Annotated in this window: 23 protein-coding genes; 20 read left to right on the top strand and 3 right to left on the bottom strand. The window is 60.1% G+C overall.

Annotation, left to right across the window (positions count from 1 at the left end):
- Positions 1–149 precede the first annotated feature (149 nt).
- On the bottom strand, positions 150–3,797 hold the full coding sequence (locus tag EKH79_RS00330) for a methylmalonyl-CoA mutase family protein (RefSeq protein ID WP_126671799.1): 3,648 nt from the start codon (positions 3,795–3,797) through the stop codon (positions 150–152).
- Between the two features lie 468 nt (positions 3,798–4,265).
- Between EKH79_RS00330 and EKH79_RS00325 the strand changes: the two genes are divergently transcribed.
- Positions 4,266–5,558, top strand: a complete 1,293-nt coding sequence (locus tag EKH79_RS00325; protein WP_126671798.1) for a dicarboxylate/amino acid:cation symporter — start codon at positions 4,266–4,268, stop codon at positions 5,556–5,558.
- A 6-nt stretch (positions 5,559–5,564) separates the two neighbouring features.
- On the opposite strand, the gene EKH79_RS00320 is transcribed toward EKH79_RS00325, so the two are convergent.
- Complete coding sequence (locus EKH79_RS00320; RefSeq protein WP_126671797.1) at positions 5,565–6,488, bottom strand: alpha/beta hydrolase; 924 nt, start codon at positions 6,486–6,488, stop codon at positions 5,565–5,567.
- A gap of 17 nt (positions 6,489–6,505) precedes the next feature.
- A complete protein-coding gene (locus EKH79_RS00315; RefSeq protein ID WP_126671796.1) occupies positions 6,506–7,120 on the bottom strand; it encodes a TetR/AcrR family transcriptional regulator in 615 nt (204 codons plus the stop codon).
- A gap of 1,096 nt (positions 7,121–8,216) precedes the next feature.
- Between EKH79_RS00315 and EKH79_RS00310 the strand changes: the two genes are divergently transcribed.
- The 19 genes from EKH79_RS00310 (at position 8,217) to fabG (ending at position 24,298) form a co-directional block, all read left to right on the top strand.
- Positions 8,217–8,552: a YXWGXW repeat-containing protein gene (locus EKH79_RS00310; protein WP_199754058.1), complete on the top strand. Its 336-nt coding sequence runs from the start codon at positions 8,217–8,219 to the stop codon at positions 8,550–8,552.
- Between the two features lie 133 nt (positions 8,553–8,685).
- On the top strand, positions 8,686–9,039 hold the full coding sequence (locus EKH79_RS00305; protein WP_126671795.1) for a hypothetical protein: 354 nt from the start codon (positions 8,686–8,688) through the stop codon (positions 9,037–9,039).
- Positions 9,040–9,321: 282 nt separating this feature from the next.
- Positions 9,322–10,425, top strand: coding sequence for a Glu/Leu/Phe/Val dehydrogenase dimerization domain-containing protein (locus EKH79_RS00300; protein ID WP_126671794.1), 1,104 nt, complete (start codon positions 9,322–9,324; stop codon positions 10,423–10,425).
- Between the two features lie 547 nt (positions 10,426–10,972).
- On the top strand, positions 10,973–11,230 hold the full coding sequence (locus EKH79_RS00295) for an acyl carrier protein (RefSeq protein ID WP_233590099.1): 258 nt from the start codon (positions 10,973–10,975) through the stop codon (positions 11,228–11,230).
- Positions 11,231–11,249: 19 nt separating this feature from the next.
- Positions 11,250–12,032 (top strand): glycosyltransferase family 2 protein, encoded by a 783-nt coding sequence (locus EKH79_RS00290; protein ID WP_126671793.1) that lies wholly within the window; start codon positions 11,250–11,252, stop codon positions 12,030–12,032.
- A gap of 170 nt (positions 12,033–12,202) precedes the next feature.
- Positions 12,203–12,799: a LolA family protein gene (locus tag EKH79_RS00285; protein WP_233590097.1), complete on the top strand. Its 597-nt coding sequence runs from the start codon at positions 12,203–12,205 to the stop codon at positions 12,797–12,799.
- On the top strand, positions 12,796–15,159 hold the full coding sequence (locus EKH79_RS00280) for an MMPL family transporter (RefSeq protein ID WP_126671792.1): 2,364 nt from the start codon (positions 12,796–12,798) through the stop codon (positions 15,157–15,159). Before EKH79_RS00285 ends, EKH79_RS00280 begins: the two co-directional genes overlap by 4 nt.
- Positions 15,160–15,190: 31 nt before the next feature.
- Positions 15,191–16,414, top strand: coding sequence for a beta-ketoacyl-ACP synthase (locus tag EKH79_RS00275; RefSeq protein ID WP_126671791.1), 1,224 nt, complete (start codon positions 15,191–15,193; stop codon positions 16,412–16,414).
- A gap of 181 nt (positions 16,415–16,595) precedes the next feature.
- Positions 16,596–17,339 (top strand): beta-ketoacyl synthase chain length factor, encoded by a 744-nt coding sequence (locus tag EKH79_RS00270; protein ID WP_126671790.1) that lies wholly within the window; start codon positions 16,596–16,598, stop codon positions 17,337–17,339.
- Positions 17,300–18,109 (top strand): lysophospholipid acyltransferase family protein, encoded by an 810-nt coding sequence (locus tag EKH79_RS00265; RefSeq protein ID WP_233590095.1) that lies wholly within the window; start codon positions 17,300–17,302, stop codon positions 18,107–18,109. Before EKH79_RS00270 ends, EKH79_RS00265 begins: the two co-directional genes overlap by 40 nt.
- The gene (locus EKH79_RS00260; RefSeq protein WP_126671789.1) at positions 18,106–18,375 is read left to right on the top strand and encodes a phosphopantetheine-binding protein; all 270 of its coding nucleotides are present in this window, start codon (positions 18,106–18,108) and stop codon (positions 18,373–18,375) included. The genes EKH79_RS00265 and EKH79_RS00260 overlap by 4 nt, the downstream gene beginning before the upstream one ends.
- Positions 18,363–18,908, top strand: a complete 546-nt coding sequence (locus EKH79_RS00255; RefSeq protein WP_126671788.1) for a COG4648 family protein — start codon at positions 18,363–18,365, stop codon at positions 18,906–18,908. Before EKH79_RS00260 ends, EKH79_RS00255 begins: the two co-directional genes overlap by 13 nt.
- Positions 18,872–19,540 carry an ApeI family dehydratase gene (locus EKH79_RS18995; RefSeq protein WP_126671787.1) on the top strand — a complete coding sequence of 223 codons (669 nt, stop codon included), beginning with the start codon at positions 18,872–18,874 and terminating at the stop codon, positions 19,538–19,540. The genes EKH79_RS00255 and EKH79_RS18995 overlap by 37 nt, the downstream gene beginning before the upstream one ends.
- Entirely contained in the window at positions 19,537–20,505 is a 969-nt protein-coding gene (locus tag EKH79_RS00245) for a lysophospholipid acyltransferase family protein (protein ID WP_126671786.1), read from the top strand. Before EKH79_RS18995 ends, EKH79_RS00245 begins: the two co-directional genes overlap by 4 nt.
- Complete coding sequence (locus EKH79_RS00240) at positions 20,495–20,953, top strand: acyl-CoA thioesterase (RefSeq protein WP_126671785.1); 459 nt, start codon at positions 20,495–20,497, stop codon at positions 20,951–20,953. The genes EKH79_RS00245 and EKH79_RS00240 overlap by 11 nt, the downstream gene beginning before the upstream one ends.
- Positions 20,950–21,666, top strand: a complete 717-nt coding sequence (locus EKH79_RS00235; protein ID WP_126671784.1) for a class I SAM-dependent methyltransferase — start codon at positions 20,950–20,952, stop codon at positions 21,664–21,666. The genes EKH79_RS00240 and EKH79_RS00235 overlap by 4 nt, the downstream gene beginning before the upstream one ends.
- 256 nt (positions 21,667–21,922) lie before the next feature.
- Positions 21,923–23,113 (top strand): beta-ketoacyl-ACP synthase, encoded by a 1,191-nt coding sequence (locus tag EKH79_RS00230; protein ID WP_126671783.1) that lies wholly within the window; start codon positions 21,923–21,925, stop codon positions 23,111–23,113.
- Positions 23,110–23,577, top strand: a complete 468-nt coding sequence (locus EKH79_RS00225; protein ID WP_126671782.1) for a hotdog family protein — start codon at positions 23,110–23,112, stop codon at positions 23,575–23,577. The genes EKH79_RS00230 and EKH79_RS00225 overlap by 4 nt, the downstream gene beginning before the upstream one ends.
- Entirely contained in the window at positions 23,570–24,298 is a 729-nt protein-coding gene (fabG, locus tag EKH79_RS00220; protein ID WP_126671781.1) for a 3-oxoacyl-ACP reductase FabG, read from the top strand. Before EKH79_RS00225 ends, fabG begins: the two co-directional genes overlap by 8 nt.
- Positions 24,299–24,311 lie beyond the last annotated feature (13 nt).

Below are 24,311 nucleotides of genomic sequence, written 5' to 3'. Positions count from 1 at the left end.
GCCCTAGGACGATTGACAATCATTGGCGCCACTAGGCGTAGTTCATATGCATACCGATGAAATGACGTTGAGCGTCACAGAATTGCTCGATCACAACAAAAAAAGGCCCACCTCCAAAGGCGGGCCTTCTGACTGCGTCGCAAGCCGAATTACATATTGCGACGATATTCGCCGCCTACGTCATAAAGCGCGTGTGAAATCTGCCCCAACGAGTTGTACTTCACCGCCTCCATCAACTGTTCGAACACATTCTTACGCTCGCGCGCGGTGTTCTGTAGCGTCTTGAGGCTTTCCGGTGCCAGGCTGTTGCGGGCTTTGCCGAACGCCAGCACGTTGTCGATCTGCTGGCCCTTCTCTTCTTCCGTCGAACGAATCAGTTCGATTTCGGTGGCGATTTCGCCGCCGTGGTCTTTGGGCAGGAAGGTGTTGACGCCGATGAGTGGCAGACTGCCGTCGTGTTTCTTTTGTTCGTAGTACATCGATTCTTCTTGAATCTTGCCGCGCTGGTACATGGTGTCCATGGCGCCGAGTACGCCGCCGCGTTCGCTGATGGCTTCGAATTCTTTGTAGACGGCTTCTTCGACGATGTCGGTGAGGGCGTCGACGACGTAACTGCCTTGCCAGGGGTTTTCGTTGAAGTTGAGGCCGAGTTCTTTGTTGATGATCATCTGGATGGCGACGGCGCGGCGCACGCTTTCTTCCGTTGGCGTGGTGATGGCTTCGTCGTAGGCGTTGGTGTGCAGGCTGTTGCAGTTGTCGAACAGTGCGTACAGCGCTTGCAGGGTGGTGCGGATGTCGTTGAACTGGATTTCCTGCGCGTGCAGGGAACGGCCGGATGTTTGAATGTGGTACTTCATCATCTGGCTGCGTGCGCTGGCGCCGTAGCGTTCGCGCATGGCGCGTGCCCAGATGCGGCGGGCGACACGGCCGATGACGGTGTATTCCGGGTCCATGCCGTTGGAGAAGAAGAAGCTTAGGTTGGGCGCGAAATCATCGATATTCATGCCGCGCGCGAGGTAGTACTCGACAATGGTGAAGCCATTGCTGAGGGTGAAGGCGAGCTGGCTGATCGGGTTGGCGCCGGCTTCGGCGATGTGATAACCGGAGATGGAGACCGAATAGAAGTTACGTACTTTGTGGTCGACGAAGTACTGCTGGATATCGCCCATCATGCGCAGCGCGAATTCGGTGCTGAAGATGCAGGTGTTTTGCGCCTGGTCCTCTTTGAGGATGTCGGCCTGCACGGTGCCGCGCACGGTTTGCAGGGTTTCCTCTTTGATGCGTGCGTAGGTTTGGGCATCGACGAGTTGATCGCCGGTGACGCCGAGCAGGTTCAGGCCTAGGCCTTCGTTGCCTTTGGGCAGATCGCCGGAATACGTGGGGCGCGTTTTGCCGGCGAAGAGTTCGTCGATGCGTTTTTGTGCGGCGGCCCAGCGTGCGGGATCTTCTTTCAGGTATTTCTCGACGTTCTGATCGATCGCGGTGTTCATGTACATCGCGAGGATGATCGGCGCGGGGCCGTTGATGGTCATCGAGACGGAACTGGTCGGCGAGCTGAGGTCGAAGCCGGAGTAGAGCTTCTTCATGTCGTCGAGGGTGGCGACGTTGACGCCGGAGTTGCCGATTTTGCCGTAGATGTCGGGGCGCGGTGCGGGGTCTTCGCCGTACAAAGTGACGGAGTCGAACGCGGTGGACAGACGCGTGGCGGCGCCGCCCTGACTGAGGTAATGGAAGCGGCGGTTGGTGCGTTCGGGTGTGCCCTCGCCCGCGAACATGCGCGTGGGGTCTTCGCCGCTGCGGCGATATGGGTAGACGCCGCCGGTGTAGGGGTAATGGCCGGGGAGGTTTTCGCGCATGAGGAAGCGCAGTTGATCGCCCCAGTTGTTGGTTTTGGGTGGCGAGACTTTCGGAATTTTCTGGTGACTGAGCGATACGCGGTAGTTGTCGACGCGGATGACTTTGTCGCGGACTTTGTATTCGTTGACTTCGTCGGTGACGGATTTGTAGAGCTTGGGCCAGTCGCGCAGGAGGTGGATGGCTTCGCTGCTTAGTTCGCGCATGGCGGCGTTGTAGCGTTGGCGCAGCAGCACGAGGGTACGGTCGACCTGCGCTGCTCCCCGCTCCCCTTGGGAGAGGGGTTGGGGGTGAGGGTTCGGGGCTTGCGTGGAGGTTTGTGCAAGGGGCGTACCCTCACCCTCGGTCCCTCTCCCGGCGGGAGAGGGATGCAGAGCGTCGTGGTCGTAGCGGTCGAGGGGGCGCGGGAGTTTGTCGTCGCCTAGGTCTTTCAGCGATTCGTAGTAGTGCTGCGCTTTGCTGGCGAATTGGGCTTCGCGTTCGATTTCGCTGTTGATGCCGCGGCCTTGTTCGGCGATTTCGGCGAGGTAACGCACGCGGGCGCCGGGGATTAGCACCGTCGCGCGCGGTTCCTTCAGCGTTACGTCTAGAGTGGGTTTGAAGTCGCAATTGGGGCTAAGAGCGACCCCACCCTGCCCTCCCCTGGAAGGGGAGGGTTCTGCGTTGAGGGTTCCCTTTGCAGAGGGCTCAAGATGAAGTTTGTCGCGCAGCAGGCGGCAGAGGTTGGTGAACATCCAGGTGACGCCTGGATCGTTGAACTGGCTGGCGATGGTGGGGTACACCGGCACGTCTTCGTCTTTCATGGTGAAGGCGGTGCGGTTGCGCTTCCATTGTTTGCGCACGTCGCGCAGGGCGTCTTCGGCGCCGCGCTTGTCGAATTTGTTGAGTACGACGAGTTCGGCGAAATCGAGCATGTCGATTTTTTCGAGCTGGCTGGCGGCGCCGTAGTCGCTGGTCATCACGTAGACGGGGAAGTCGACGAGGTCGACGATTTCCGAATCGCTCTGGCCGATACCGGCGGTTTCGACGATCACCAGATCGTAGGGCTGCGACTTCAGGAAGTTGATGCAGTCGTGCAGCACTTCGTTGGTGGCGGCGTGCTGACGGCGCGTGGCCATGGAGCGCATGTAGACGCGATGGCTGCGCAGTGCATTCATGCGGATACGGTCGCCGAGCAAGGCGCCACCGCTGCGGCGGCGTGTCGGGTCGACGGCGAGTACGGCGATGCGCATGTCGGGGAATGCGTGCAGGAAGCGCAACAGCAATTCATCCACCACGGACGATTTACCGGCGCCGCCGGTGCCGGTCATGCCGAGCACGGGGGTGTGTTTGCCGGCGAGCGACCATTCTTTGCGCAGGCGCGCGAGTTCGGCGTCGCCGAGCTTGCCTTCTTCGATGGCGGACAGCATGTGGCCGATGCTGATTTCGTCGTCGATGTTGATGCTCGGCGGGACGAAGGATTCGTCGTGCTCGCGCTTGGCGGCGGCGGTGCCGGCGCGCTTCATCACGTCTTCGATCATCTCGGCGAGGCCGAGCTTCATGCCGTCGTTGGGGTGGTAGATGCGTTCCACGCCGTAGGCCTGCAGCTCGCGGATTTCTTCCGGCGTGATGGTGCCGCCACCGCCGCCAAAGACGCGCACGTGTGCGGCGCCCCTCTCTTTGAGCATGTCGACCATGTACTTGAAGTACTCGACGTGGCCGCCCTGGTAGGAGGACAGCGCGATAGCGTCGGCGTCTTCTTGCAGTGCAGCACGAACCACGTCTTCGACGGAGCGGTTGTGGCCCAGATGAATCACTTCCGCGCCCTGCGACTGGATGATGCGGCGCATGATGTTGATCGCGGCGTCGTGGCCGTCGAACAGGCTGGCGGCGGTGACGAAACGCAGCGGGCTGTTTTCAGCCTGCGCAGCGGTGGCAGGGACGTGCTTGGCGGGGGAACTCATGGGGACTCCGACAACGGGTGTGCTTAGCCTTTGTATTCTAGTGGGGTTGGGGGTTAAGCGGTTGAGGTGGTGGGCGGAGGGGCGGAATGGCTGGGTTGGGCGGTGGCGGGTTTCGCCTGCCATGACCAGGATGCGACAACGGTTATCCCGTCATTCCAGCGAAGGCTGGAATCCAGTGACTGTATCGTTCCATTGATGCGTTATCGCCAGGTTGCTCGCTGGCGCGGGGCGAGCCCATTGGCGAAATCGCCTGATTGAAGACCGACGACACTGGATTCCGGCCTTCGCCGGAATGACGGTGACGTAGAGTGATGGGTGAGATGGGATGGCGGGTGAGGAAGGGTGTGGGGCTGCGGTTGATGGGGACGTAACGGGAGATGAGGACTTAACGGGTTTAGACTAGGCCCGTGGAAGATTTGCGTTCGCTTTTGCGTTGTTCCGTGCAGCGTTCAAAAGGAAGCATCGCCTATGCCATCCACCCGCACACCCTCGCCCGCTGCAGCGCGCAAGCCACGCCTGCAAATGTGGCATCAGATTCTGATCGCGATGATTCTCGGCCTCGCCGCTGGTCACTTCGTTGGCGAACCCGCCAAGGTGCTCGCGCCGTTGGGCGACATCTTTATGGCACTCATCCGAATGTGCGTTATTCCGGTGGTGTTCGTATCGCTTGTATCTGGCATTACATCGCTATCGGATATGGCCGCCATGCGGCGTATCGCGTGGAAGTCGATTGCGATTTATCTGGTGTCGATGGCGGTGACGGCGTTGCTGTCGATGGGTATTGCGAAGGTGTTGAACGTGGGTGCGGGGTTTGGCCTTTCGGCAGGCGAACCGACTAGTGAAGCAGCGGCGCCAACCAGTCTTAAAGATGCACTGATCAGTGCGATTCCTTCGAATCCGTTCAAAGCCTTTGACGAAGGTGCATTGCTGCCATCGATTGTGTTTGCGATTTTCTTCGGCATCGCCATCAATCTAGCGGGCAATGCTGCAACGCCTGTGCGTACGTTTTTCGACAGCATGGCCAGCGTGGTCTACAAGTTGATCAACATGGTGCTGAAGTTTGCGCCGATTGGCGTGTTTGGCTTGATGGCGTATGTCACGGCCGATCACGGTTTTTCCGTGCTGAATCATCTCGGCGCATTGGTTGCCGTGAATTACGTGGTGATGATTTCTTTCATGGTCATCGTATGCAGCGTGATGTTGTTGCTGTGGCGGCTGAACCCTCTGCCCTTTCTGCGCAAGATGATTCCGGTGCAGCTGTTTGCGTTTTCATCCGCGAGCAGTGCGGCGACGTTGCCGTTGAATCTGGAGAACACGCAGGATCGCATGGGTGTTGATACGCGCGTGGCGAGTTTCGTGTTGCCGCTGGGGTCGACAATCAATATGTCGGGGCTGGCGTGTTATCTGGGCACGGTGACGATTTTTGCGAGCAATGCTTATGGCATCGAGCTGTCTTTCACGCAGCTGATGACGGTGATGCTGACGACGACGCTGGCATCCATCGGCGCGGCGGGTATTCCCGGTGCGGCACTGGTAGTGATGGGGTTGGTGCTTTCGTCGGTTGGGTTGCCGCTGGAAGTGATCGGCGTGATTGCGGCGGTCGACCGATTGATCGATATGTGTTGCACGGCCGCGAACGTCACCGGCGATACGGTGACGGCGGTGATGGTCGCCAAATCGGAAAAGATGCTGGATCTTGCGCGCTACAACGACACCACCGCACGCGCGGCGCCGGATGAAGTCATGGCTGCTGCGCGCTGAGGGAGTTTAAGCCAAACCGAATGGTAAATTAGGCGATGTCACAACGCGATTGCCCACGCATTCGCCGCGCAGAAAAGCGAGCGTTGCTTCGATCACTTCTGGCGCATCAAGCACGCGGTGATGACCTAGGCCTTGCGTGGTGAGCAGACGTGCACCGGGCCAGTAACGTGCGTAGCGTTCGCCCTCTTCCCATGGGACTTCGTGATCGTCGAGGTCGTGGATGACAAGACCACGTTGACCGAGCCTGGGCACCGCGCGGTGTGCGGCGAGATCGCGCGGCGCGACGCCAGTGCGTTTTTCATACCACGCCAGGAAGGGTTCGCGCAGATGATCGCCCAGGTGCACGAAGCGGAAGAAACGATGTGCAGCGGCTTCGATATCCGCAGCGGGTGCGATAACGACTAACTCTTTGGCGTGCCACTGTTCGCTTTGCGCCAGCGTGACGGCAGCGCCGCCCATGGAATGGCCGATGGCCAACGCTGCGGTGCCGAAGTGACTACCCACGGCGCGAATCGTTTCGATGAAATCGGGCAAGGTGCAAAGACGCCCGGTGCTTTCGCCGTGACCGGGTTGATCAAAACTCACTAAGGCGTAGCCGAGTTCGCGCAGTTTGGCGATCCACGGCAGATAACGCAGACCGAAGCTGGACCAGCCATGCACCAGCAACGCATAAGGTTGCGTCGCGGGATCGCCCCAGACATACGTGGCGATGGATTCGCCGTGAATAGTCAGGTCGATACGCTGCATGTCTTTGTCAGGTTGCGCGGCACGTGCACGCGCGCGGCTGCTGGCAAACGGCGTGGCGAACAAACGCGCCGCACGATCCACGGTGCGCTTGGGTGCAATGCGACCGCCGACGGCAAAACCGACGCGCACAGCGCTTAGCTTCAACGTGGGATGGGAATGATGGCGACGTGTACTCGCGTTCATGACGGGCTCCTGGGGGTTCAGGACTGGTAACTGGTCAGCAGGCGATTGATGGCTGCGGTGGTGTGGCGGTTTGCTTCTTCGTAACCGAACAAGCCTGCGTCGTGATGCAGGCCGAGCATCAAGGCGTAGATTTCGAACGCGAGTTGATCGGCGTCGGTGTCTTTCTTCAGATCGCCTACGTCGATGCACAGCGTGATGGCGCGTTTGAGTTCGTTGCGCCAGTCCGTTTGCTGTTTCAGCACGCGCTCGCGCAGGGGGCCGTCGGCGCGGCCGTCGTATTCCACGGCTGCACTTAAAAGCACGCAGCCGTGCTGGTGGATGTGGCCCCACTGGGCCCAGCGATCGACCATGGCGCGCAGGCGCTTGAGACCGCGCGGTTGTTTGAGGGCGGGCAGTTTTATGTATTCGACGAAGCGGGTGCTGACGGCGTCGAGCAAGGCGAGTTGCAGGTCTTCGCGGGAACCGAAGTGGGCGAAGACGCCGCTTTTGGACATGCCTACGGCGAGGGCCAACGCGCCGATGGAGAGGCCTTCGAGGCCGTCTCGGCGGGCCATTTGGTAGGCGTGGTCGAGGATTAGCTCGCGGGTGGCGGCGCCTTTGCTGGGGGTGGCGGTGGCTGGGGTGGCTGTCATGTGTCAAAAATAGCACGACCGTTCGTATTATTTCAAGACCACCCGCGCGCCCTCCCCGGCCCTTTACCTTCAATCCAGCGAAGGCTGGAGGCGCCTTACAACAGCGAAGCTGGTCATTCAGTGACCTTGGTTTTCATCTGTGCGATATCGCCAGGTTGCCGCTTACGCAGCGGGCGTTTCGTGCCTCTGCCGAGGCCCGAGTCACTTTTCTTTGTTGGCCCAAAGAAAAGTAACCCAAAGAAATGGCCTGAGAGGCTCACAGCAATGGCTGGATAGAAACCCGAGAGGGCGGTGCCCACATGAGCCGTTACGTTTCAAATACACCGCACCGCTACACCGTAACGCGGTGTGGTCCTGAGGGCTTAGAACGTACGACCGTCAATCTACACGGGGCGACTCGCTTTAAGCCTTCACCGCTCAATACTCGCGGTTTAGCAGCCCCGCGGAAGCGGGCACGCGACATATCTGGCTGGGCGCGAGCTGCCATGCTTATTTATGTCAACAACAAAAGCTTTTAAGGCCATTTCTTTGGGTTACTTTTCTTTGGGCCAACAAAGAAAAGTGACTCAGCTGCCGGCAGGCAGTCGAAACGCCCGCTGCGCAGGCGAGCAATCTGGCGATAACGCGCAGCTAAACGACAACGACACTGGATCCCAGCCTTCGCTGGGATGACGGTGAGGAGTTGAAGTGATGATGAGGCGAGATGACGAGATATGCGTCGCCTCAAGTTCACCCGGCGAGGAGCAACCCTCGGAAGTTCTGTGCGCTTAGCGAGCGTCCGGCTTTCGCCAAAATGACAAAACCACATGCGTGCCTTCGTACGCCCCCACCAAACCTTCGAACACATCACACGTGTAAACGCACAGTAAGCAAAAGGTCAGCAACGATCGGTATCTACTACATACTGAGATGCCGCCGACCAAGCGGGCACATCCACAGGGGGAACACCAAACAACCGCGCTTCCGGATCGCAAGTAATTCTGCTGAATCCTGAACAAGCGAAAGCAATCACGTCAACACCGCCGAATACAACTGCGTTTTCCGAACTGCAAGCCGCCTATCGCGGCTGCCTACAAATCATTGAGAGAGGACATCCATGATCAGCATGACCCGCAAATTGGCCCTTGTTGCAGGCATTGGCCTTGCGCTGGCCAGCGTTAGCTACACCCCCTCCGCTTCCGCGCAGATTGCGATTGGCGTGAATGTCGGTGTTCCGGTTGCACCGCCGCCGCCGCGCGTTGAAGTTGTTCCGGCAGCGCGTCCGGGTTGGGTTTGGATGCAGGGTTACTGGGCGTGGGATCCGGGTGTGCGCCGCCACGTATGGGTGCCGGGACACTGGGAACACGAGCGCCGCGGTTGGCACTGGCATGAAGGCGTTTGGGTGCAGGCTGGCGATGGCTGGCACTTCCACAAAGGTTACTGGGGCCGCTAACCCGGGAACCGCTGCGCTCCATGTTTAGCGTGGAGCGCAGTTGCTTTATCAAAGGACTGCACATCGACGAGTAGTCCGCTAAGACGATCGACAGACACTTCGATTTTTCATAAATAACAACGGGGAAAACTCCATGTCATTTCGTATTGCATCTGTTGCTGTTATCGCCGCCGTAACGGCGGTGATGGCTGGCTGCGTGGTTGAACAACCGCGCCCGCGTCCGGTTTATGTTGCTCAGCCCGCGCCCCAGCCGGAATACGTTGAAGTGGCCGCGCCTGCTCCGCCGCCGGTTTTCATTGAAACCGTGCCGCCGCCGCGTGAGGGCTGGGTTTGGGCGCGCGGTTATTACGCATGGCGTGGCGGTCGCTGGGTGGGTGTGGGCGGCCACTGGGAACGCGGACGCCCGGGTTACCACTACGTGCACCCGCATTGGGTACAGGGTGGTGGCGGCTGGCACTTCAACGCCGGTGTCTGGGTTGCCGGTTGATCGGCATCGTTTGATGGAAGGCTCGAAAAAGCCCCGCTTCTGCGGGGCTTTTTTTGATGGGTGACGGATGCCAATGGCGCTCTTCATGGCCGCGCCGCACCGCGATTTGCTGCGGCGCATCAGCACCCTTTCCCCAGTCGTACTAAACTTAGTCGGCTAACTCGCCGCCCCAGCCTCTTGCTGGGGCTTTGAGTTTCAGGCGTCAGGTCCTTGGCGGGGCCCAAACGCTTCCAACAAGTGGTTGCCTCCCCGGGCACCGTCATACGTGGAGTTCAAGTTCCAATGATTTTCGAAACCATCGCCAAAACAGGCCACGAAGAAGTCGTCTACTGCCATAACAAAGACGCCGGCCTGAAGGCCATCATTGCGATTCATAACACGGTGCTGGGTCCGGCACTCGGCGGCCTGCGCATGTGGCCGTACAAGACCGAGCAGGATGCCGTGAACGACGTGCTGCGCCTCTCGCGCGGTATGACCTACAAGAACGCAGTCGCCGGCCTGAACCTGGGCGGTGGCAAGGCGGTGATCATCGGCGATCCGTCGAAAGACAAGTCCGAAGCGCTGTTCCGCGCGTTCGGCCGTTTCGTCAACTCGCTCAACGGCCGTTACATCACGGCGGAAGACGTGGGTATCGACGTGAACGACATGGAATATGTGTTCCGCGAAACCGAATACGTGACCGGCGTGCATCAGGTGCACGGCGGTTCGGGCGATCCGTCGCCGTTCACCGCGTACGGCACGCTGCAGGGCCTGATGGCCGCGCTGAACTTCCGCCACGGCAACGAAGACGTGGGCAAGTACAGCTACGCCGTGCAAGGCGCCGGCCACGTGGGCAGCGAGTTCATCAAGCTGCTGCGCGAACAGGGCGCGAAGGTGTTCGTCACCGACATCAACAAAGACGCCGTGCAGCGTTGCGTGGATGAGCTGGGCTGCGAAGCCGTGGGCCTGGACGAAATCTACGACGTCGACGCCGACGTGTACTCGCCCTGCGCACTGGGCGGCACCGTCAACGAGCAGACCATCGACCGCATCAAGGCGAAGATCATCTGCGGCGCGGCGAACAACCAGCTCGCCAATGACGCCATCGGCGACGAACTGACCCGCCGCGGCGTGCTGTATGCGCCGGACTATGCCGTGAACGCGGGTGGCGTGATGAACGTGTCGCTGGAAATCGACGGCTACAACCGCGAACGCGCCATGCGCATGATGCGGACGATCTACTACAACCTCGGTCGTATCTTCGAGATCAGCAAGTCGGAGAACGTGGCAACCTATAAGGCTGCGGATCGTCTGGCGGAAGAGCGCATCGAGTCCATCGGCAAGATCAAGCTGCCGCACATGGGCAATGGTGGTACGCGCTTCGCTGGCCGTATGCGCGGGCAGTAATTCGCGTGGGTTGTTTGATGAAAAAGCCGCCGGGTGACCGGCGGCTTTTTTATTTGGCGTGCCATGGGCGTTTTTGACCGTCATTCCGGCGCAGGCCGGAATCCAGTGTCGAGAAGCTTGACCTGTGCCTCGCGAAGATCATGCACTGCCGCCACTGGATTCCGGCCTGCGCCGGAATGACGGTGAGGGTGTAGCGACACACTTCCGTTTGTTGTGGCACTCCCCTCAAAAACTACACCAGAGAGTGTTGAAAACGCCGCCCTCAGGGCCAGCGTTTTTTTACGCCACACCACGCTCCGGAAACCCGAAATCTGTAACAGTTCTGCTAGACTCATTCGCAAGAAAAAATGTTGTAAGGCGTTGCCAGCGTTGGCAAAGCTCAGGGGGCCCGGTCAACGGGTTAGGGAACAAATCGAGCGTCTTCGCGGCCTGCGTCATCCGGCTGTCGTGTGCTTGGACATCCTGTCCAAGTTCGGCAATCTGTGGTCGGCGGGGCGCGTAGAGATCGCAGGATCGCAAGAGTAGGCTGGCGTGTATGAGCGCAATCATGGAAACGGGTATCAGCGACGAGGACATCCTGAGCAGGTTGAAGGATGTGTTGCGCGAGACCTTCGAGATCGACCCGTCACGGGTCAAACCGGATACGCACCTGTTCACCGATCTTGAACTGGACAGCATCGACGCGGTGGATCTTGCCATTCAAGTGCAGGACATGACCGGCATGCGTATCAAGCCCGAGGACTTCAAGAACGTGCGGACGGTTGGCGATGTGGTCGCCACTGTTCGCTCGCTGCTGACACACTAAGCGCAGCGGACGGCCCTCCATGCCTTTGGCGCAAGCATCCATCGGGGAAAGTTTTCATCCCTGCGCACTCATTCCGATCTACAACCACAAAGACACTATCACCGAAACCGTGCACGCCTTGCGTGCGCATGGGCTGCCAGTAGTTATCGTCGATGACGGCAGCGACGACGCGACGCGCGCGGTGCTGCAGGCCCTTGCGCAAAGCGAACCGGCGGTGCAACTCATACGTCTGCCCCGCAATGGCGGCAAGGGTCGTGCGTTGACGGCGGGGCTTATCGCAGCGCGCGATGCCGGTTACTCGCATGCGCTGCAAATCGATGCAGACGGTCAGCACAACGCGGATGATGTACCGCGCTTTCTTGCAGCAGGCCGCGATCACCCGCGTGCACTGATTTGCGGACAGCCGATTTTCGATGAAAGCGTGCCGCGTGCGCGCCTCTACGGCCGTTACGTGACGCATGTGTGCGTATGGATGGAAACGCTCTCGTTCACGCTGCGTGATTCGATGTGTGGGTATCGCCTGTATCCCATCGAAGAAACGTGCGCCGAGATCGATCGTGCGCCGTTGCCTGCACGTATGGATTTCGATACGGAAGTGGCGGTACGGCTGATGTGGCGTGGCGTTCAAGTTCGCAACATGCCGACGCGGGTAATCTACCCGGAAAACGGTCTTTCCCATTTCCGCATGCTGCACGACAACCTGCGTATTTCCGCGATGCATACACGCCTTTTGCTAGGCATGCTCCCGCGCGCGCCGATGCTGTTGTGGCGCAAGCGCAGGAGATCTGCATGGGCTGCGTAAGTCGTGTCACCGTAATGGCTGTTTCCCCTCCCCCTGCTTGCAGGGGGAGGTTGGGTGGGGGACGCGCTTTTCACGCTTTTTCGCAAGTTTGCGTTACCCCTCCCCAACCCTCCCCTGCTCGCAGGGGAGGGGGTGCGTTTTGGCTTTGCAGAAGTCTTCGGCACTTTGCTGTGTTGTTACTTCTTTGCGTTGGTTTGAATGCGCATGCGCAAAGTTCGTCGACGGATCTGCTGCATGGCGTGCTCGCACAACTGAGCCAGCACACAGCAGTGCGCGCAGGCTTTACGCAAGAGCGAAAAAATCCCGCATTGACGCAGCCACAGAGCAGCAGCGGACAACTTCTGTTCGTCGCTGGCCATGGCATGTTGTGGCAAGTACAGCAGCCCTATCAGCAGACTCTTGCGCTAACAGGCAGCAAGACGATGAGCATCGATGCGGCCGGCCATGCGCAACCGGTACGCAATGAACGTGGCGTCAGCCAGATTTCGCAGATGTTGCAATCGATGCTTGCGGGCCAGCTCGATGCGGTGATGCGTCAGTTCGATGTCACTGCCGATGGCACCGCCGCACAGTGGACCCTGCACTTCACGCCCAAGCAGGCGCGTGTGGCGCAGGTGCTCAAGGGCATTGAGCTGGATGGCGGCACGTTTCTGCAAGGCATTCATATCTCGATGCAGGACGGCACGCAGACCGACATTCGCATGACGGATGCACGCGATGCGGGGCCGCTTAGCGCGCTGGAAAAGCAAGCGCTCGGTCTGCCATGAATCAACGAGGTCTGTGGCTGCGCGCGGGTGGGTTTGTTGCGGCAACGCTGCTGATCGCCCTGCTTGGCGCGTGGCTGCTGTTCGGCCGCGACCGTTCGCCCATCCAGACCGACCTGCTGGCCATGTTGCCCGCAACAGAGCGCAACCCAATGGCCGAAGTAGCTGCACAGCGTCTTGCGCACGCCAACGGCGACCGCGTGATTTTGCTGGTGGCTAACGCCGACGACGATCGCGCCAAAGCGGCGGCGCGTGAACTTGGCCGTGCGTTATCGAAGAACAATGTGTTTGCCTCGGTCACGGCGGAACTGCCGCCTTTCGATCTGCAGCAAATGATCGCGCCATATCTCGCACATCGTTTCACGTTGTTGGCCGATGCGGATCGCACCGCGCTCGCACAGCCTGGTTACAACCCGGCGCAGGCACTTGCGCAACGTGTCAACGAACCTTTCAGCACGGGCGTCGGCACGCGCCTGCAAGACGATCCATTCGGCTGGCTGCAACATTGGCTGGATCAACAACCGTGGAGCCGCTCGCCGCTGGTGCCGGAAGACAATCTGCTGACAGTGCATCGCGACAACGCGACGTATGTGCTGGTGACTGCAACGCTCAACGGTTCGTCGTATGACGATGCGATCCAGAAACGCGCACTCAGCGCGCTGAACCAGGTGGAACGCGATGTTGAACACGACCAGCCCGGCACGAATGTATTGCGCACGGGTGCGTTGTTTTATGCCGCCGCGGCACGTGCCGGTGCGGAACATGATGTGCACATGGTCGGCCTCGTCTCGACGATCGGCATCGCTTTGCTGTTGCTGGCCGTATTCCGGTCACCAGGGCCACTTCTGCTCGCATTTCTTTCCACGGCCATCGGCATTGTCGCTGCCACCACGATGAGCGTGCTGGTCTTCGGGCAAATTTATTTGCTGACGTTGGTGTTCGGTGCTGCGTTGCTGGGTGAAGCGGTGGATTATTCCATCCAATATCTGAGTGCGCGCGCCAATGCAGGCGACGCATGGGAACCACGCAAGGGTTTGCGTCAGGTCCGCCCTGCCCTGCTGCTCGCGCTGGGTACGTCGCTACTTGGTTACGCGTTGCTGGGCCTGGTGCCGTTCTCGGCGCTGCGACAAATGGCGTGTTTTGCAATGACCGGTATGACCGTCGCATGCGTGAGCGTGTTCTGGTTACTACCCGCATTGGTGCAACGACCCGCCAAGCCACTGTCCTCGCCTTCGGTTCGCATCGCGCTCGCACTGCAAAGCACAGTCTCCCGCTTTGCGCATGGTTACCGCGGCGCGGTGATCGCCATCCTTCTGCTGTTGCTCGCCATTCCCGGCTGGTGGCAGCTGCGTCACGACGATGATGTGCACTTGCTCGTCGCACCGCCTGCGTCGCTGGCATCGCAGGAAGCGCAGATACGCGACATCACCGGCCTCGGCAACGGCACGCAGTTTTACCTCGTGCAAGGTGCCGATGAAGAACAGGTGTTGCAACGCGAAGAGGCACTGGAACAACGCCTGCAACCGCTGGTGGACAGCGGGCATATGCAGGGCTGGCTCGGATTGGCCGGCATGGTGCCTTCGCAACAACGTCAGCGCGCGAATCAGGCGCTGCTGGAGCCTCTGTTTTCGCAGCCGGATCGCATGCGTCAATGGTTGAGCGGTGCAGGTTTTCGCGATGCCGATATCACATCGTGGTTGCAGGCTTGGCCCGGCACAACGCTTGAATTGCATGCATGGCTGAAGACACCGCTTGCCACACCATTCCGATATCTATGGATGGGTGAAGACGGACACGGTGGCGCTGCATCACTCGTTCTTCCACAAGGCGATGTTCCCAGCACGGCGCTGCAGAGTGCCGCCGCGAACCTTCCCGGTGTCACGCTCGTCGACAAGCCTGCGAGCATTTCCGACCTGTTCGGCCGCTACCGCCGCTACGCCAGCGTGTGGTTGTTGGCTGCGATCGTGCTGATCGTGCCCGTATTCGCGTGGCGCTATGGATTAAGCGATGTACCGCGCGTGCTGGCGCCGCCCGTATTCGGCATCGCGCTGACGCTAGCCGTGCTCGGCTATCTGCATCAACCGCTCACGCTTTTCCATTGGATGGCATTGATGCTGGTGCTGGGCGTAGGCGCCAACTACGCCGTTTTTCTGCGCGAAGGCGAGCCGCATGTCGCGCACCGCCCGGGCGCGATGTATGCAAGCGTGCTGCTTTCGGCCATCACCGCGTTGCTGTCGTTCGGGCTGCTGGCCTTGAGCTCCATGCCGGCGCTGCGCGGCTTCGGTCTTACTTTGCTTTTGGGTATTGGCTTTACTGCGCTGCTGGTTCCGGCCAGCGTGACGCAACGGAAAACATTCTCATGAACATGATGTACGTGGCATGGAGCTATTGCCGATGAAGCGTGTCGTTATCACCGGCATGGGTGGCATTACGCCGCTGGGACATGATTGGTCGCAGATCGAATCGCGCTTGCGCGAAGGCCGCAATGCCGTGCGCAAGATGCCGGAGTGGGATTTCTTCGATTCGCTGAATAGCCGGCTCGGTTGTCCTGTCGACGATTTCAAATTGCCCGATTGGCCGCGCAAACATCTGCGCTCGATGGGCCGCGTTGCGCAGCTGGCTGTTGCGGCGAGCGAACGCGCATTGCGCGATGCGGGGCTGCATGGCGACCCGAATATCAGTGACGGACGCATGGGTGTGGCCTATGGATCGTCCGGCGGCAGCATCGAGCCTGTACGCGTGATGGGCCGCATGCTGGAAACCGGCTCGATGCAAGGCGTGACGGCAACGAGCTACGTGCAGATGATGGCGCATACGACGGCGGTGAATGTCGGCGTATTCTTCGGGTTGAAAGGCCGCATTCTGCCGACGTCCAGTGCGTGCACGTCGGGGAGTCAGGCGATCGGTTACGGCTACGAAACGATCCAGGCGGGCAAGCAGAAGCTGATGTTGTGCGGCGGCGCAGAGGAACTTTCCGGACCCGGTGTCGCCGTGTTCGATACGTTGTTTGCCACCAGCACCCGCAACGATGAGGCAAGTCTGACGCCGCGTCCGTTCGATCGCACACGCGATGGCCTGGTCGTCGGTGAAGGCGCTGCGACTCTGGTGTTGGAAGAATACGAACATGCGCTAGCTCGCGGTGCGCGCATCTACGCCGAGGTGATCGGCTTCGGCTGCAACTCCGATGGCAATCACATCACGCAGCCGACCAGCGAAACAATGGCGACTGCGATGCAGATAGCGTTGCAGGATGCGCAGCTTTCGGCGGAAGCGATCGGTTACGTCAGTGCACATGGCACGGCTACCGATCGCGGCGATATTGCGGAAAGCCATGCTACTGCCAATGTGCTTGGTGCACGCGTTCCTATCAGCTCGATGAAAAGTTATGTCGGCCACACGCTGGGCGCGTGCGGCGCGCTGGAATCGTGGTGGGCGGTGGAGATGATGCGCAATGGCTGGTTTGCGCCGACGATCAATCTCAGCGAGCCGGATCCGGCTTGTGCTGAGCTGGATTACATCATCGGCTCGGGTCGCGCGATGGAGGCGGAGTATGTGATGAATAACAACTTCGCGTTTGGGGGTATAAATACATCGCTGATTTTCAAGGCGCTGCGTTGATGTGCCCGGTCGCCCTCCACATGCCTTACCGTCATTCCGGCGCAGGCCGGAATCCAGTCGAAAATGACGTGCGAAGCACACGACATAAAAGCGCGTTGCGTACTTGGCGGAGCGCCGCGACACTGGATTCCGGCCTGCGCCGGAATGACGGTGGGGCGACGTTGAGGCGAGAGGTAAGTTGATGCGCTTTCGCATTGACCAGTACCAAGCTTGGGCTCCCACCCTCGACACTCACGAAGTGTGGGAAGCGTGGGCACATCAACCTACTCATCTGCCCGACAACAACGAGCAACCGGCCTGCGATTTTCTTCCGGCCATGCAGCGCCGCCGTCTCAGCCGCCTCGCGCGCATGACCATGCACGTCGCATGGCCGCTTTGCGGCGAGAACGAACAGTTGCCGTTCGTGTTCGCTTCACGCCATGGCGAAACGCCACGCACGTTCGCGCTGCTCAGCGAAGTGGCCGATGAACAGCCGCTCTCCCCCACACAGTTCGGCCTTTCGGTGCACAACGCCATCGCTGGCCAATGGTCGATTCTGCGCGGGCAACACGGGGAATCTGTCGCCATCGCAGGCGAGGCTGATACGTTCGAGCATGCCATGGTGGAAGTAGCCACGCTGCTCGAAGACGGCGCGGCCGCCGCGCTGGTCGTGATCGCCGAAGAACGTCCTCCGGCCGCCTACGACAGCTGGATCGACGATGTGCCGTTTTCGTATGCTCTGGCTATTAAAGTGGGGAAAATCCAGGAGGGCGACAACACGCAGACTGGGCAACACTGGGAACTGCGCCTGGAGCCCGCCGGGGAAGGTTCTGCGGCAAGCGAATGGCCGCACGCGCTGGATCTTGTGCGCGCCCTGCATGGCCAAAGCAACACATTGATTCATACATGGAAGACGCGTCGATGGACCTGGCAGCGAGTCCGGTAAGGCGCTCAAGCGCCGGCAACTACGTCTGGCGGCTCTTCGCCACCGGTGCGAGCTTTGTGCTGTTCGGATTGGGCGGCCTCATCTTGCGTGTGATCGTGCTGCCACTGCTGGGTTTGCTGCCCGGCGATACCGCAACGCGCCGGCGGCGCGCGCGTCATGCCATCAGCAAGGCGTTCTGGCTGCACGTGCAGTTTATGTATCGCAGCGGCGTGTTGAAGTACGACTTCGTCGGCGCCGAACGCCTAGGCCAACCCGGTCAGATGATCATCGCCAATCATCCGTCGCTGATCGACGTGGTGTTTCTCATCGCGCACATCCGCAACACCAATTGCGTGGTGAAGGAAAGCATGTGGCGCAATCCGTTCACACGCGGCCCGGTCATTCGTGCGCACTACATCAGCAACAACGGCAGCCCCGATATGCTGGAACGCGCGGCCGACGCGTTGCGTGCCGGCGAAACATTGATTGTTTTTCCGGAAGGCACGCGCACCAAACCCAACAAACCACCCGTATTTCATCGCGGAGCCGCCGCCATCGCCTTGCGCGGCGCGCGCACCATCACACCCGTCTTCATCACGGTCAAGCCCACCACGCTGACGAAAGCCGAGCCGTGGTATCGCATTCCGGAAAGGCGCGTACAGGTGACACTGCGCGTGGGCCAGGACATTGCGCCGGAATCCTTTACGTCCGATGCATCGTTGCCGATTGCATCGCGCCGACTCAACGAACACCTTCACCGTCTTTTCCTCAAGGAGCTTTCGTCATCGTGAATGCCTTGCAGCAGGAAATCGCTCAACTGATTATCGACACCCTCAATCTGGAGGACGTCGCTGTCGACGACATTCCACCGGATCAGCCACTGTTCGGCGAAGGCCTCGGCCTCGATTCGGTGGATGCATTGGAACTGGCGCTGGCGTTGCAGAAACGCTACGACATTCGCATCGCGTCCGATTCGAAGGATGCGCGCCAGCACTTCACCACCGTCGCCAGTCTCGCCGCCTTCGTGCAGGCACAGCAGGACGCATGCAAAAGCTGACGTCCATCCTGTTGCCGCTGGTGGGGGTGCTCTACCCCTTCGTGGTGTATTTCGGCATGGATCGCGTGCCGCCGCCGATGTTCGCGTTGGTGCTGGGTGCGATCTGGCTGATTCGCGCGCCAGCGCTGCTGAAGCAACCTGGCGGAAAACTTATGCTGGGCGCAGCGCTGACGTATTGCGCGTTGCTTGCCTTCAGCGGCAACGATGCGCTGGAACGCTGGTATCCCACATTGATCAGCGCACTTTTACTGTGTGCCTTCGGCCTCAGCCTTGTTTACGGACCGCCGTTGATCGAGCGCATCGCACGCGTGCGCGAGCCCGATCTTCCGGATGCGGCCATTCCCTACACACGCAAAGTCACGTGGGTGTGGGTGGCCTTTTTCGTCTTCAATGGTGTGGTGTCGGCGGCGCTGACGCTGTGGGCACCGCTGTCATGGTGGACGCTTTACAACGGCCTGCTGGTGTATTTCATCATGGGCACGCTGTTTGCCGGCGAATGGCTGTTGCGCAAGCGCTTGAGGGCCATGGCGTGATGGTGGATTTGGCGCACATCGCCAGACATTTGCGCACCCACGCCTGGGTGGACGATGCGCAGTGCGGTTATGCCAGCGCGTCCACGCCCGGCGCACTGGTCGCATTCAACCGCGGCGGTGTCGATGCGCTTTGCCGTCATGGACGCCAAGGTGTGGTGAATACTTTGCAGGAACATCTGCAGACTGCGGGATATCAGGGCGAACCGCTGACATTCCGATTGTTCGACGATATGCCAAGGCTGGTTACCGCAGCGCAGATGGACGCGTTGTTGCAGTCCCCTCTTCCGCGGGATGTCGAGCTAACGGAAGAGCACGAGGACGACGGCGTGTGGACATTGTCGCTGCGCGTGCCGCTCGATCTCGTCTATTTTCCGGGCCACTTTCCGCAAGCGCCGGTTTTACCGGGCGCCGTACAGGTTGCCTGGGCGTTGTCGCTCGCTTCCACGCGGCTTGGCACACCGTTACGTTGCAACGCCATGGAAGCGCTGAAGTTCCAGCAGCTGATGCGTCCCGGCGACCGCGCCGATCTCACGCTTCGTCACGATGCCGCGCGTCACAAATTGCATTTCGCTTATCGCGACGGCGATAAGGCTTATTCCTCAGGTCGTTTGGCATGGAGCGCCGATACATGAACGAGCAGGTTGTGCACGAACGTCATTGGTCTACGCACAAGGAGCGCGGCAGTCTCTTTCTGATGCGGCTGACGGCATTCGGCGTGCGCGTGCTGGGGCGTCGCATTCTCACGCCAGTGCTTTACCTGATCGTGCTGTACTTCTTTGTATCGGCGCGTACGGCGCGCCGGAATATCCGGCAATACCAGTCGTATCTGGCCGAATGGAGCGGGCGCTCGTCGCTGAATCCGTCGCTCGGCAGCGTGTATCGCCAATTCATCGCGTTTGCCGACAATCTGCTCGATCGCCTGGACGTATGGCGCGGTTATCTGCGTTTCGAACAGGTGCAGCTGGTGGATCCGTCGGGTGTGCGTAGTCGGTTGATACGTAGTCACCTCGGCGGGCGTGGGGAGATTCTGGTGGTCACGCATCTGGGTAATCCGGATGTATGCCGCGCGATGGCAGAGCTGGGCGAACAGGTGCCGCTCAATGTGCTGGTACATAACCGGCATGTCGCGCAGTTCAATCGCCTGCTAGGCGAAGCGGGCGATAAAAGCATGCGTTTGATCCAGGTGAGCGAACTGGATACCGCGATGATGATGGATTTGTCGCAGCGGATCGAACGCGGCGAATGGCTGGCGATCGCGGGAGACCGCGTACCGCTGCATGATGGTCGTCGCGTTGTGGTGGATTTTCTTGGGCATGCCGCCGCCTTCCCTCAGGGACCATGGCTGATGGCAGGACTGCTTCGCTGCCCGGTGAATCTGCTGTGCTGCCTGAAAGTGGATGGCCGTTACCGCATCATTCTCGATCCGTTTCTTGATAAAGCGCAGTGGGAGCGCGGCAAGCGGGATGCCACGATCCAGGCATGGATACAGCGTTATGCCGATCATCTGGCGCAGCAGTGCCTGATGGCACCTCGCCAGTGGTTCAATTTCTATGCGTATTGGCAATCAGCCGAACCGGGAGCCAACGATGCGTCGTAGCGGTGTACTGCATACCACGGTCGATATTCTGGTGCCGTTCTACGACGTCGATTCGATGGACGTGGTATGGCACGGCCATTACGTGAAGTATCTGGAAGTCGCCCGCTGCGCGCTGCTCGACGACATCGGCCATAACTATACGCAGATGAAAGAGTCCGGCTATGCCTGGCCGGTGATCGATCTGCAATTGCGCTACGTGCAGGCTGCGCGCTTCGGGCAACGCCTGACGGCCCGCGCCGATCTCATCGAATGGCAGAACCGTCTGTTGATCCACTACCTGATTCAGGATGCCGCCACCGGCCAACGCTTGACACGTGCAAGCACCTCGCAGGTTGCGGTGAAGCTCGACACCGGTGAGATGCAGCTGGTATCGCCAACGGTATTTACGGATGCAGTCGAACGCCGACTGCGCGATGTTTCGCACAAATCTTCTTCGGTCGCGACATGAATTACGCAAGCCCAACCTATGTCGAGGAAACCCGTATCGGGTTTCATTTCCTGCGCAGTCATACGTGGCAGCATCATGTGCTGCGCGTGGCAATCAACGACCTGAAGCGTTTGATTGGCGAACCGCTGCCGCAAGGCGGGAGCTTGCTGGATGTTGGCTGTGGTCAGGGCAAATCGTTCCGCTTTTTGCGGGATGCGTTTCAGCCGGTGCGTCTGTTGGGGCTGGATGCCGATCCTCACAGCATCGACCTTTCGCGCGCTGAGGCGGCGCGTGAAGGCATCAACGCCGAACTGTTCACCGCCGATTGCGCGCAGATTCCGCTGCCGGATGCGAGCGTGGATATCGTGTTCTGTCACCAGACATTTCATCATCTGGTGGAACAGGAGCGTGCGCTGGCTGAATTCTGGCGCGTGCTCAAGCCTGGCGGTTTGCTGCTTTTTGCCGAATCCACCAAGGCTTATATCGACACATGGGTGATTCGCTGGTTCTTCCGGCATCCGATGGACGTGCAGAAGACGGCGGAGGAATATCTGGAGATGTTGCGTCGGCAGGGCTTTCAGTTTGGCCCTGAGAACGTGTCGTTCCCTTACCTGTGGTGGAGCCGTTCCAAAGATTTCGGTTTGATGGAGCGCTGGGGTTTGCGCGCACCGCCTCCGCCTGGGCAGCGTGCAGAGACGCTGGTGAATGCAGCGGTGAGGAAGCCGCAGCCATGACACTTCTCTATCCGCGTAGCCGCACGCTCACCTCATCGTCATTCCGGCGCAGGCCGGAATCCAGTGACTGTATTGCCTCATTGGTGTTGTATCGCCACGTTGCTCGCCTAGGCGGTAGGCGCGCGCACTGGCGATCGTCTGGTTCGACACTGGGGACACTGGATTCCGGCCTGCGCCGGAATGACGGTGAGGAGAACTTCCCTATCGCGCAAGCTCAACGCTCTTTCGCGCGAACTTTCGCAGCAATGCTCTTCACATGAATACCTACCTCAACGCCCTCGGTGTGGTCTGCAATCTCGGCGCGGGAAAGTCCGCGGTATCCGAAGCGTTGTTCGCGGGTGATGACTCATGCATTCGACCTGAGGCTGGATGGATTCCCGGCCACGCTCCTCCAATGGGAAGCGTGCAGGCACCGTTGCCATCAATCCCCGCGAAACTCGCCAACCGCCGCAACAACCGAAACAACCAGCTGCTGCTAGCAGCCGCGAAGGAAATCGAATCGGATATACGCGCAGCTATCTCGCGTTATGGCCACGGCCGTATCGGCGTCGTACTCGGCACAAGCACGACCGGTATCGAGGAAGCGACGCACGGCATCGGTGCCTATCGACGCAATGGCCAGTGGCCTGCCGATTATCGCTACGCCCATCAGGAACTCGGTGCACCCGCTGAATTTCTGGCCGAATGGCTGGAACTCGCCGGTCCGTGCTACAGCATTTCCACGGCATGCACATCGGGCGCGCGTGCATTGCTGAGTGCGCAGCGCCTGCTGCGTCTTGGCCTTTGCGATGCGGTCGTATGCGGTGGCGTGGACACGCTGTGCCGTTTGGCCATCAACGGTTTTCATGCGCTGGAAGCGGTCGATTTGCAGCGTTGCGATCCTTTCTCCGTGAATCGACGCGGCATCAATATCGGTGAAGCCGCCGTGGTCTTTTTGATGACGCACGAGAAATCCGCGGTGCAACTGCTGGGTGGCGGCGCCAGTTCGGATGCCTACCACATGTCGTCACCGGACCCGGAAGGAACGGGTGCGCAAAAGGCGATGCTGGCTGCGTTGCGCAATGCGGAACTCGACGCAGCGCAGATCGATTACATCAACCTGCACGGCACCGCCACCGAGCATAACGACAGCATGGAAAGCCTCGCCGTCGCTTCGACGTTTGCGCAAAGCGTGCCCTGCTCTTCCACGAAATCGCTGACCGGCCATACGCTCGCCGCAGCCGGCGCGCTCGAAGCCGCCTTCTGCTGGTTGAGCTTGATGGACAACCATGCCGAACGCCGCCTGCCACCGCATGTGTGGGACGGCGATGCCGACCCCGCACTCCCGCGGCTGAATTTCACGCACGTCGGCAGCCATTTGCCTGCCGAGGGTCGCCGGTTCCTGATGAGCAACTCGTTCGCGTTTGGCGGCAACAATGCGTGTCTGATCTTCGGAGATCCGGCATGAGCACATGGCCCCTCGCCGACCTGGTGCCCCATGCTGGCGAAATGATTCTCCTCGACAGCATCGAGCACGTTGAAGGCGAGCGCATTGTTTGCGTAAAGACCGTGCAATCGGATGGTTTGTTTGTCGATGCCGATGGCAGCCTGCCCGCGTGGGTGGGCGTCGAGTTGATGGCGCAGAGCATCGCCGCATGGGCAGGCTGTCACGCACGCGAAGTGCACGAACCGGTGCAGCTGGGCTTTCTGCTTGGTACGCGCCAGTATGTATGCAATGTGGAAGCGTTTCCGTTGGGTACCCGGTTGCTGGTAGAGGCCGAACGCTCCTTCCATGACGAACATGGCATGGGCGTTTTCACCTGCCACATCGATGCACCCGGTATTCACGCCGAAGCGCGCCTGACGGTTTACCGGCCACGCAATGCCGACGCATTTTTCGAACAGATTGCTGGAGAGGCAACGCATGTCTGAGACGGTTCTCGTCACGGGTTCCAGCCGCGGCATTGGCCGGGCGATCGCCTTGCGGCTTGCGCAGGCAGGCTACGATCTGGTTCTGCATTGCCGCAGTCGTCGCGATGAGGCCGAACAGGTGCGTGCGTCGATTGAACAGCTGGGACGGCACGCGCGCATCCTGCAATTCGATATCTCCAATCGCACCGCATGCGTCGCCGCATTGGAAGCCGACGTTGAAGCCCATGGCGCCTATTACGGTGTGGTCTGCAATGCAGGTCTTACACGCGACGGTGCGTTTCCTGCGTTGAGCGACGAGGATTGGGATCAGGTGCTGCGCACCAATCTCGATGGTTTCTACAACGTGCTGCATCCGCTGGTCATGCCGATGATTCGCCGACGAAGCGCGGGACGCATCGTATGCATCACGTCTGTTTCCGGCTTGATCGGCAATCGCGGCCAGGTGAATTACAGTGCATCCAAGGCCGGCGTGATGGGTGCCGCGAAAGCACTCGCGGTCGAATTAGCCAAGCGCAAGATCACCGTCAATTGCGTCGCGCCCGGACTGATCGATACCGACATGATCAGCGACGACGTGCCGCTGGAAGAAATCCTGAAAGTGATTCCGATGCAGCGCGCAGGCACCGCCGACGAGGTCGCTGCCGCCGTGCAATTTCTGCTGAGCCCGGAAGCGGGCTACATCACACGCCAGGTGCTGGCGGTGAATGGTGGCTTGTGTTGAGTGCGTATGACCA

Origin of the sequence: Dyella dinghuensis, assembly GCF_003977615.1 — a bacterium.
GTDB classification, from domain to species: domain Bacteria; phylum Pseudomonadota; class Gammaproteobacteria; order Xanthomonadales; family Rhodanobacteraceae; genus Dyella_B; species Dyella_B dinghuensis.
Note: the sequence above shows the minus strand (reverse complement) of the source record. Positions and strands in the feature narration are given on the sequence as shown.

Bases quoted from the DNA above. Each gene is read 5' to 3' on its own strand.
- EKH79_RS00330 (WP_126671799.1), bottom strand. From the start codon at position 3,797: ATGAGTTCCCCCGCCAAGCACGTCCCTGCCACCGCTGCGCAGGCTGAA.
- EKH79_RS00325 (WP_126671798.1), top strand. From the start codon at position 4,266: ATGCCATCCACCCGCACACCCTCGCCCGCTGCAGCGCGCAAGCCACGC.
- EKH79_RS00320 (WP_126671797.1), bottom strand. From the start codon at position 6,488: ATGAACGCGAGTACACGTCGCCATCATTCCCATCCCACGTTGAAGCTA.
- EKH79_RS00315 (WP_126671796.1), bottom strand. From the start codon at position 7,120: ATGACAGCCACCCCAGCCACCGCCACCCCCAGCAAAGGCGCCGCCACC.
- EKH79_RS00310 (WP_199754058.1), top strand. From the start codon at position 8,217: ATGATCAGCATGACCCGCAAATTGGCCCTTGTTGCAGGCATTGGCCTT.
- EKH79_RS00305 (WP_126671795.1), top strand. From the start codon at position 8,686: ATGTCATTTCGTATTGCATCTGTTGCTGTTATCGCCGCCGTAACGGCG.
- EKH79_RS00300 (WP_126671794.1), top strand. From the start codon at position 9,322: ATGATTTTCGAAACCATCGCCAAAACAGGCCACGAAGAAGTCGTCTAC.
- EKH79_RS00295 (WP_233590099.1), top strand. From the start codon at position 10,973: ATGGAAACGGGTATCAGCGACGAGGACATCCTGAGCAGGTTGAAGGAT.
- EKH79_RS00290 (WP_126671793.1), top strand. From the start codon at position 11,250: ATGCCTTTGGCGCAAGCATCCATCGGGGAAAGTTTTCATCCCTGCGCA.
- EKH79_RS00280 (WP_126671792.1), top strand. From the start codon at position 12,796: ATGAATCAACGAGGTCTGTGGCTGCGCGCGGGTGGGTTTGTTGCGGCA.
- EKH79_RS00275 (WP_126671791.1), top strand. From the start codon at position 15,191: ATGAAGCGTGTCGTTATCACCGGCATGGGTGGCATTACGCCGCTGGGA.
- EKH79_RS00270 (WP_126671790.1), top strand. From the start codon at position 16,596: ATGCGCTTTCGCATTGACCAGTACCAAGCTTGGGCTCCCACCCTCGAC.
- EKH79_RS00265 (WP_233590095.1), top strand. From the start codon at position 17,300: ATGGAAGACGCGTCGATGGACCTGGCAGCGAGTCCGGTAAGGCGCTCA.
- EKH79_RS00255 (WP_126671788.1), top strand. From the start codon at position 18,363: ATGCAAAAGCTGACGTCCATCCTGTTGCCGCTGGTGGGGGTGCTCTAC.
- EKH79_RS18995 (WP_126671787.1), top strand. From the start codon at position 18,872: ATGGCTGTTGCGCAAGCGCTTGAGGGCCATGGCGTGATGGTGGATTTG.
- EKH79_RS00245 (WP_126671786.1), top strand. From the start codon at position 19,537: ATGAACGAGCAGGTTGTGCACGAACGTCATTGGTCTACGCACAAGGAG.
- EKH79_RS00240 (WP_126671785.1), top strand. From the start codon at position 20,495: ATGCGTCGTAGCGGTGTACTGCATACCACGGTCGATATTCTGGTGCCG.
- EKH79_RS00235 (WP_126671784.1), top strand. From the start codon at position 20,950: ATGAATTACGCAAGCCCAACCTATGTCGAGGAAACCCGTATCGGGTTT.
- EKH79_RS00230 (WP_126671783.1), top strand. From the start codon at position 21,923: ATGAATACCTACCTCAACGCCCTCGGTGTGGTCTGCAATCTCGGCGCG.
- EKH79_RS00225 (WP_126671782.1), top strand. From the start codon at position 23,110: ATGAGCACATGGCCCCTCGCCGACCTGGTGCCCCATGCTGGCGAAATG.
- fabG (WP_126671781.1), top strand. From the start codon at position 23,570: ATGTCTGAGACGGTTCTCGTCACGGGTTCCAGCCGCGGCATTGGCCGG.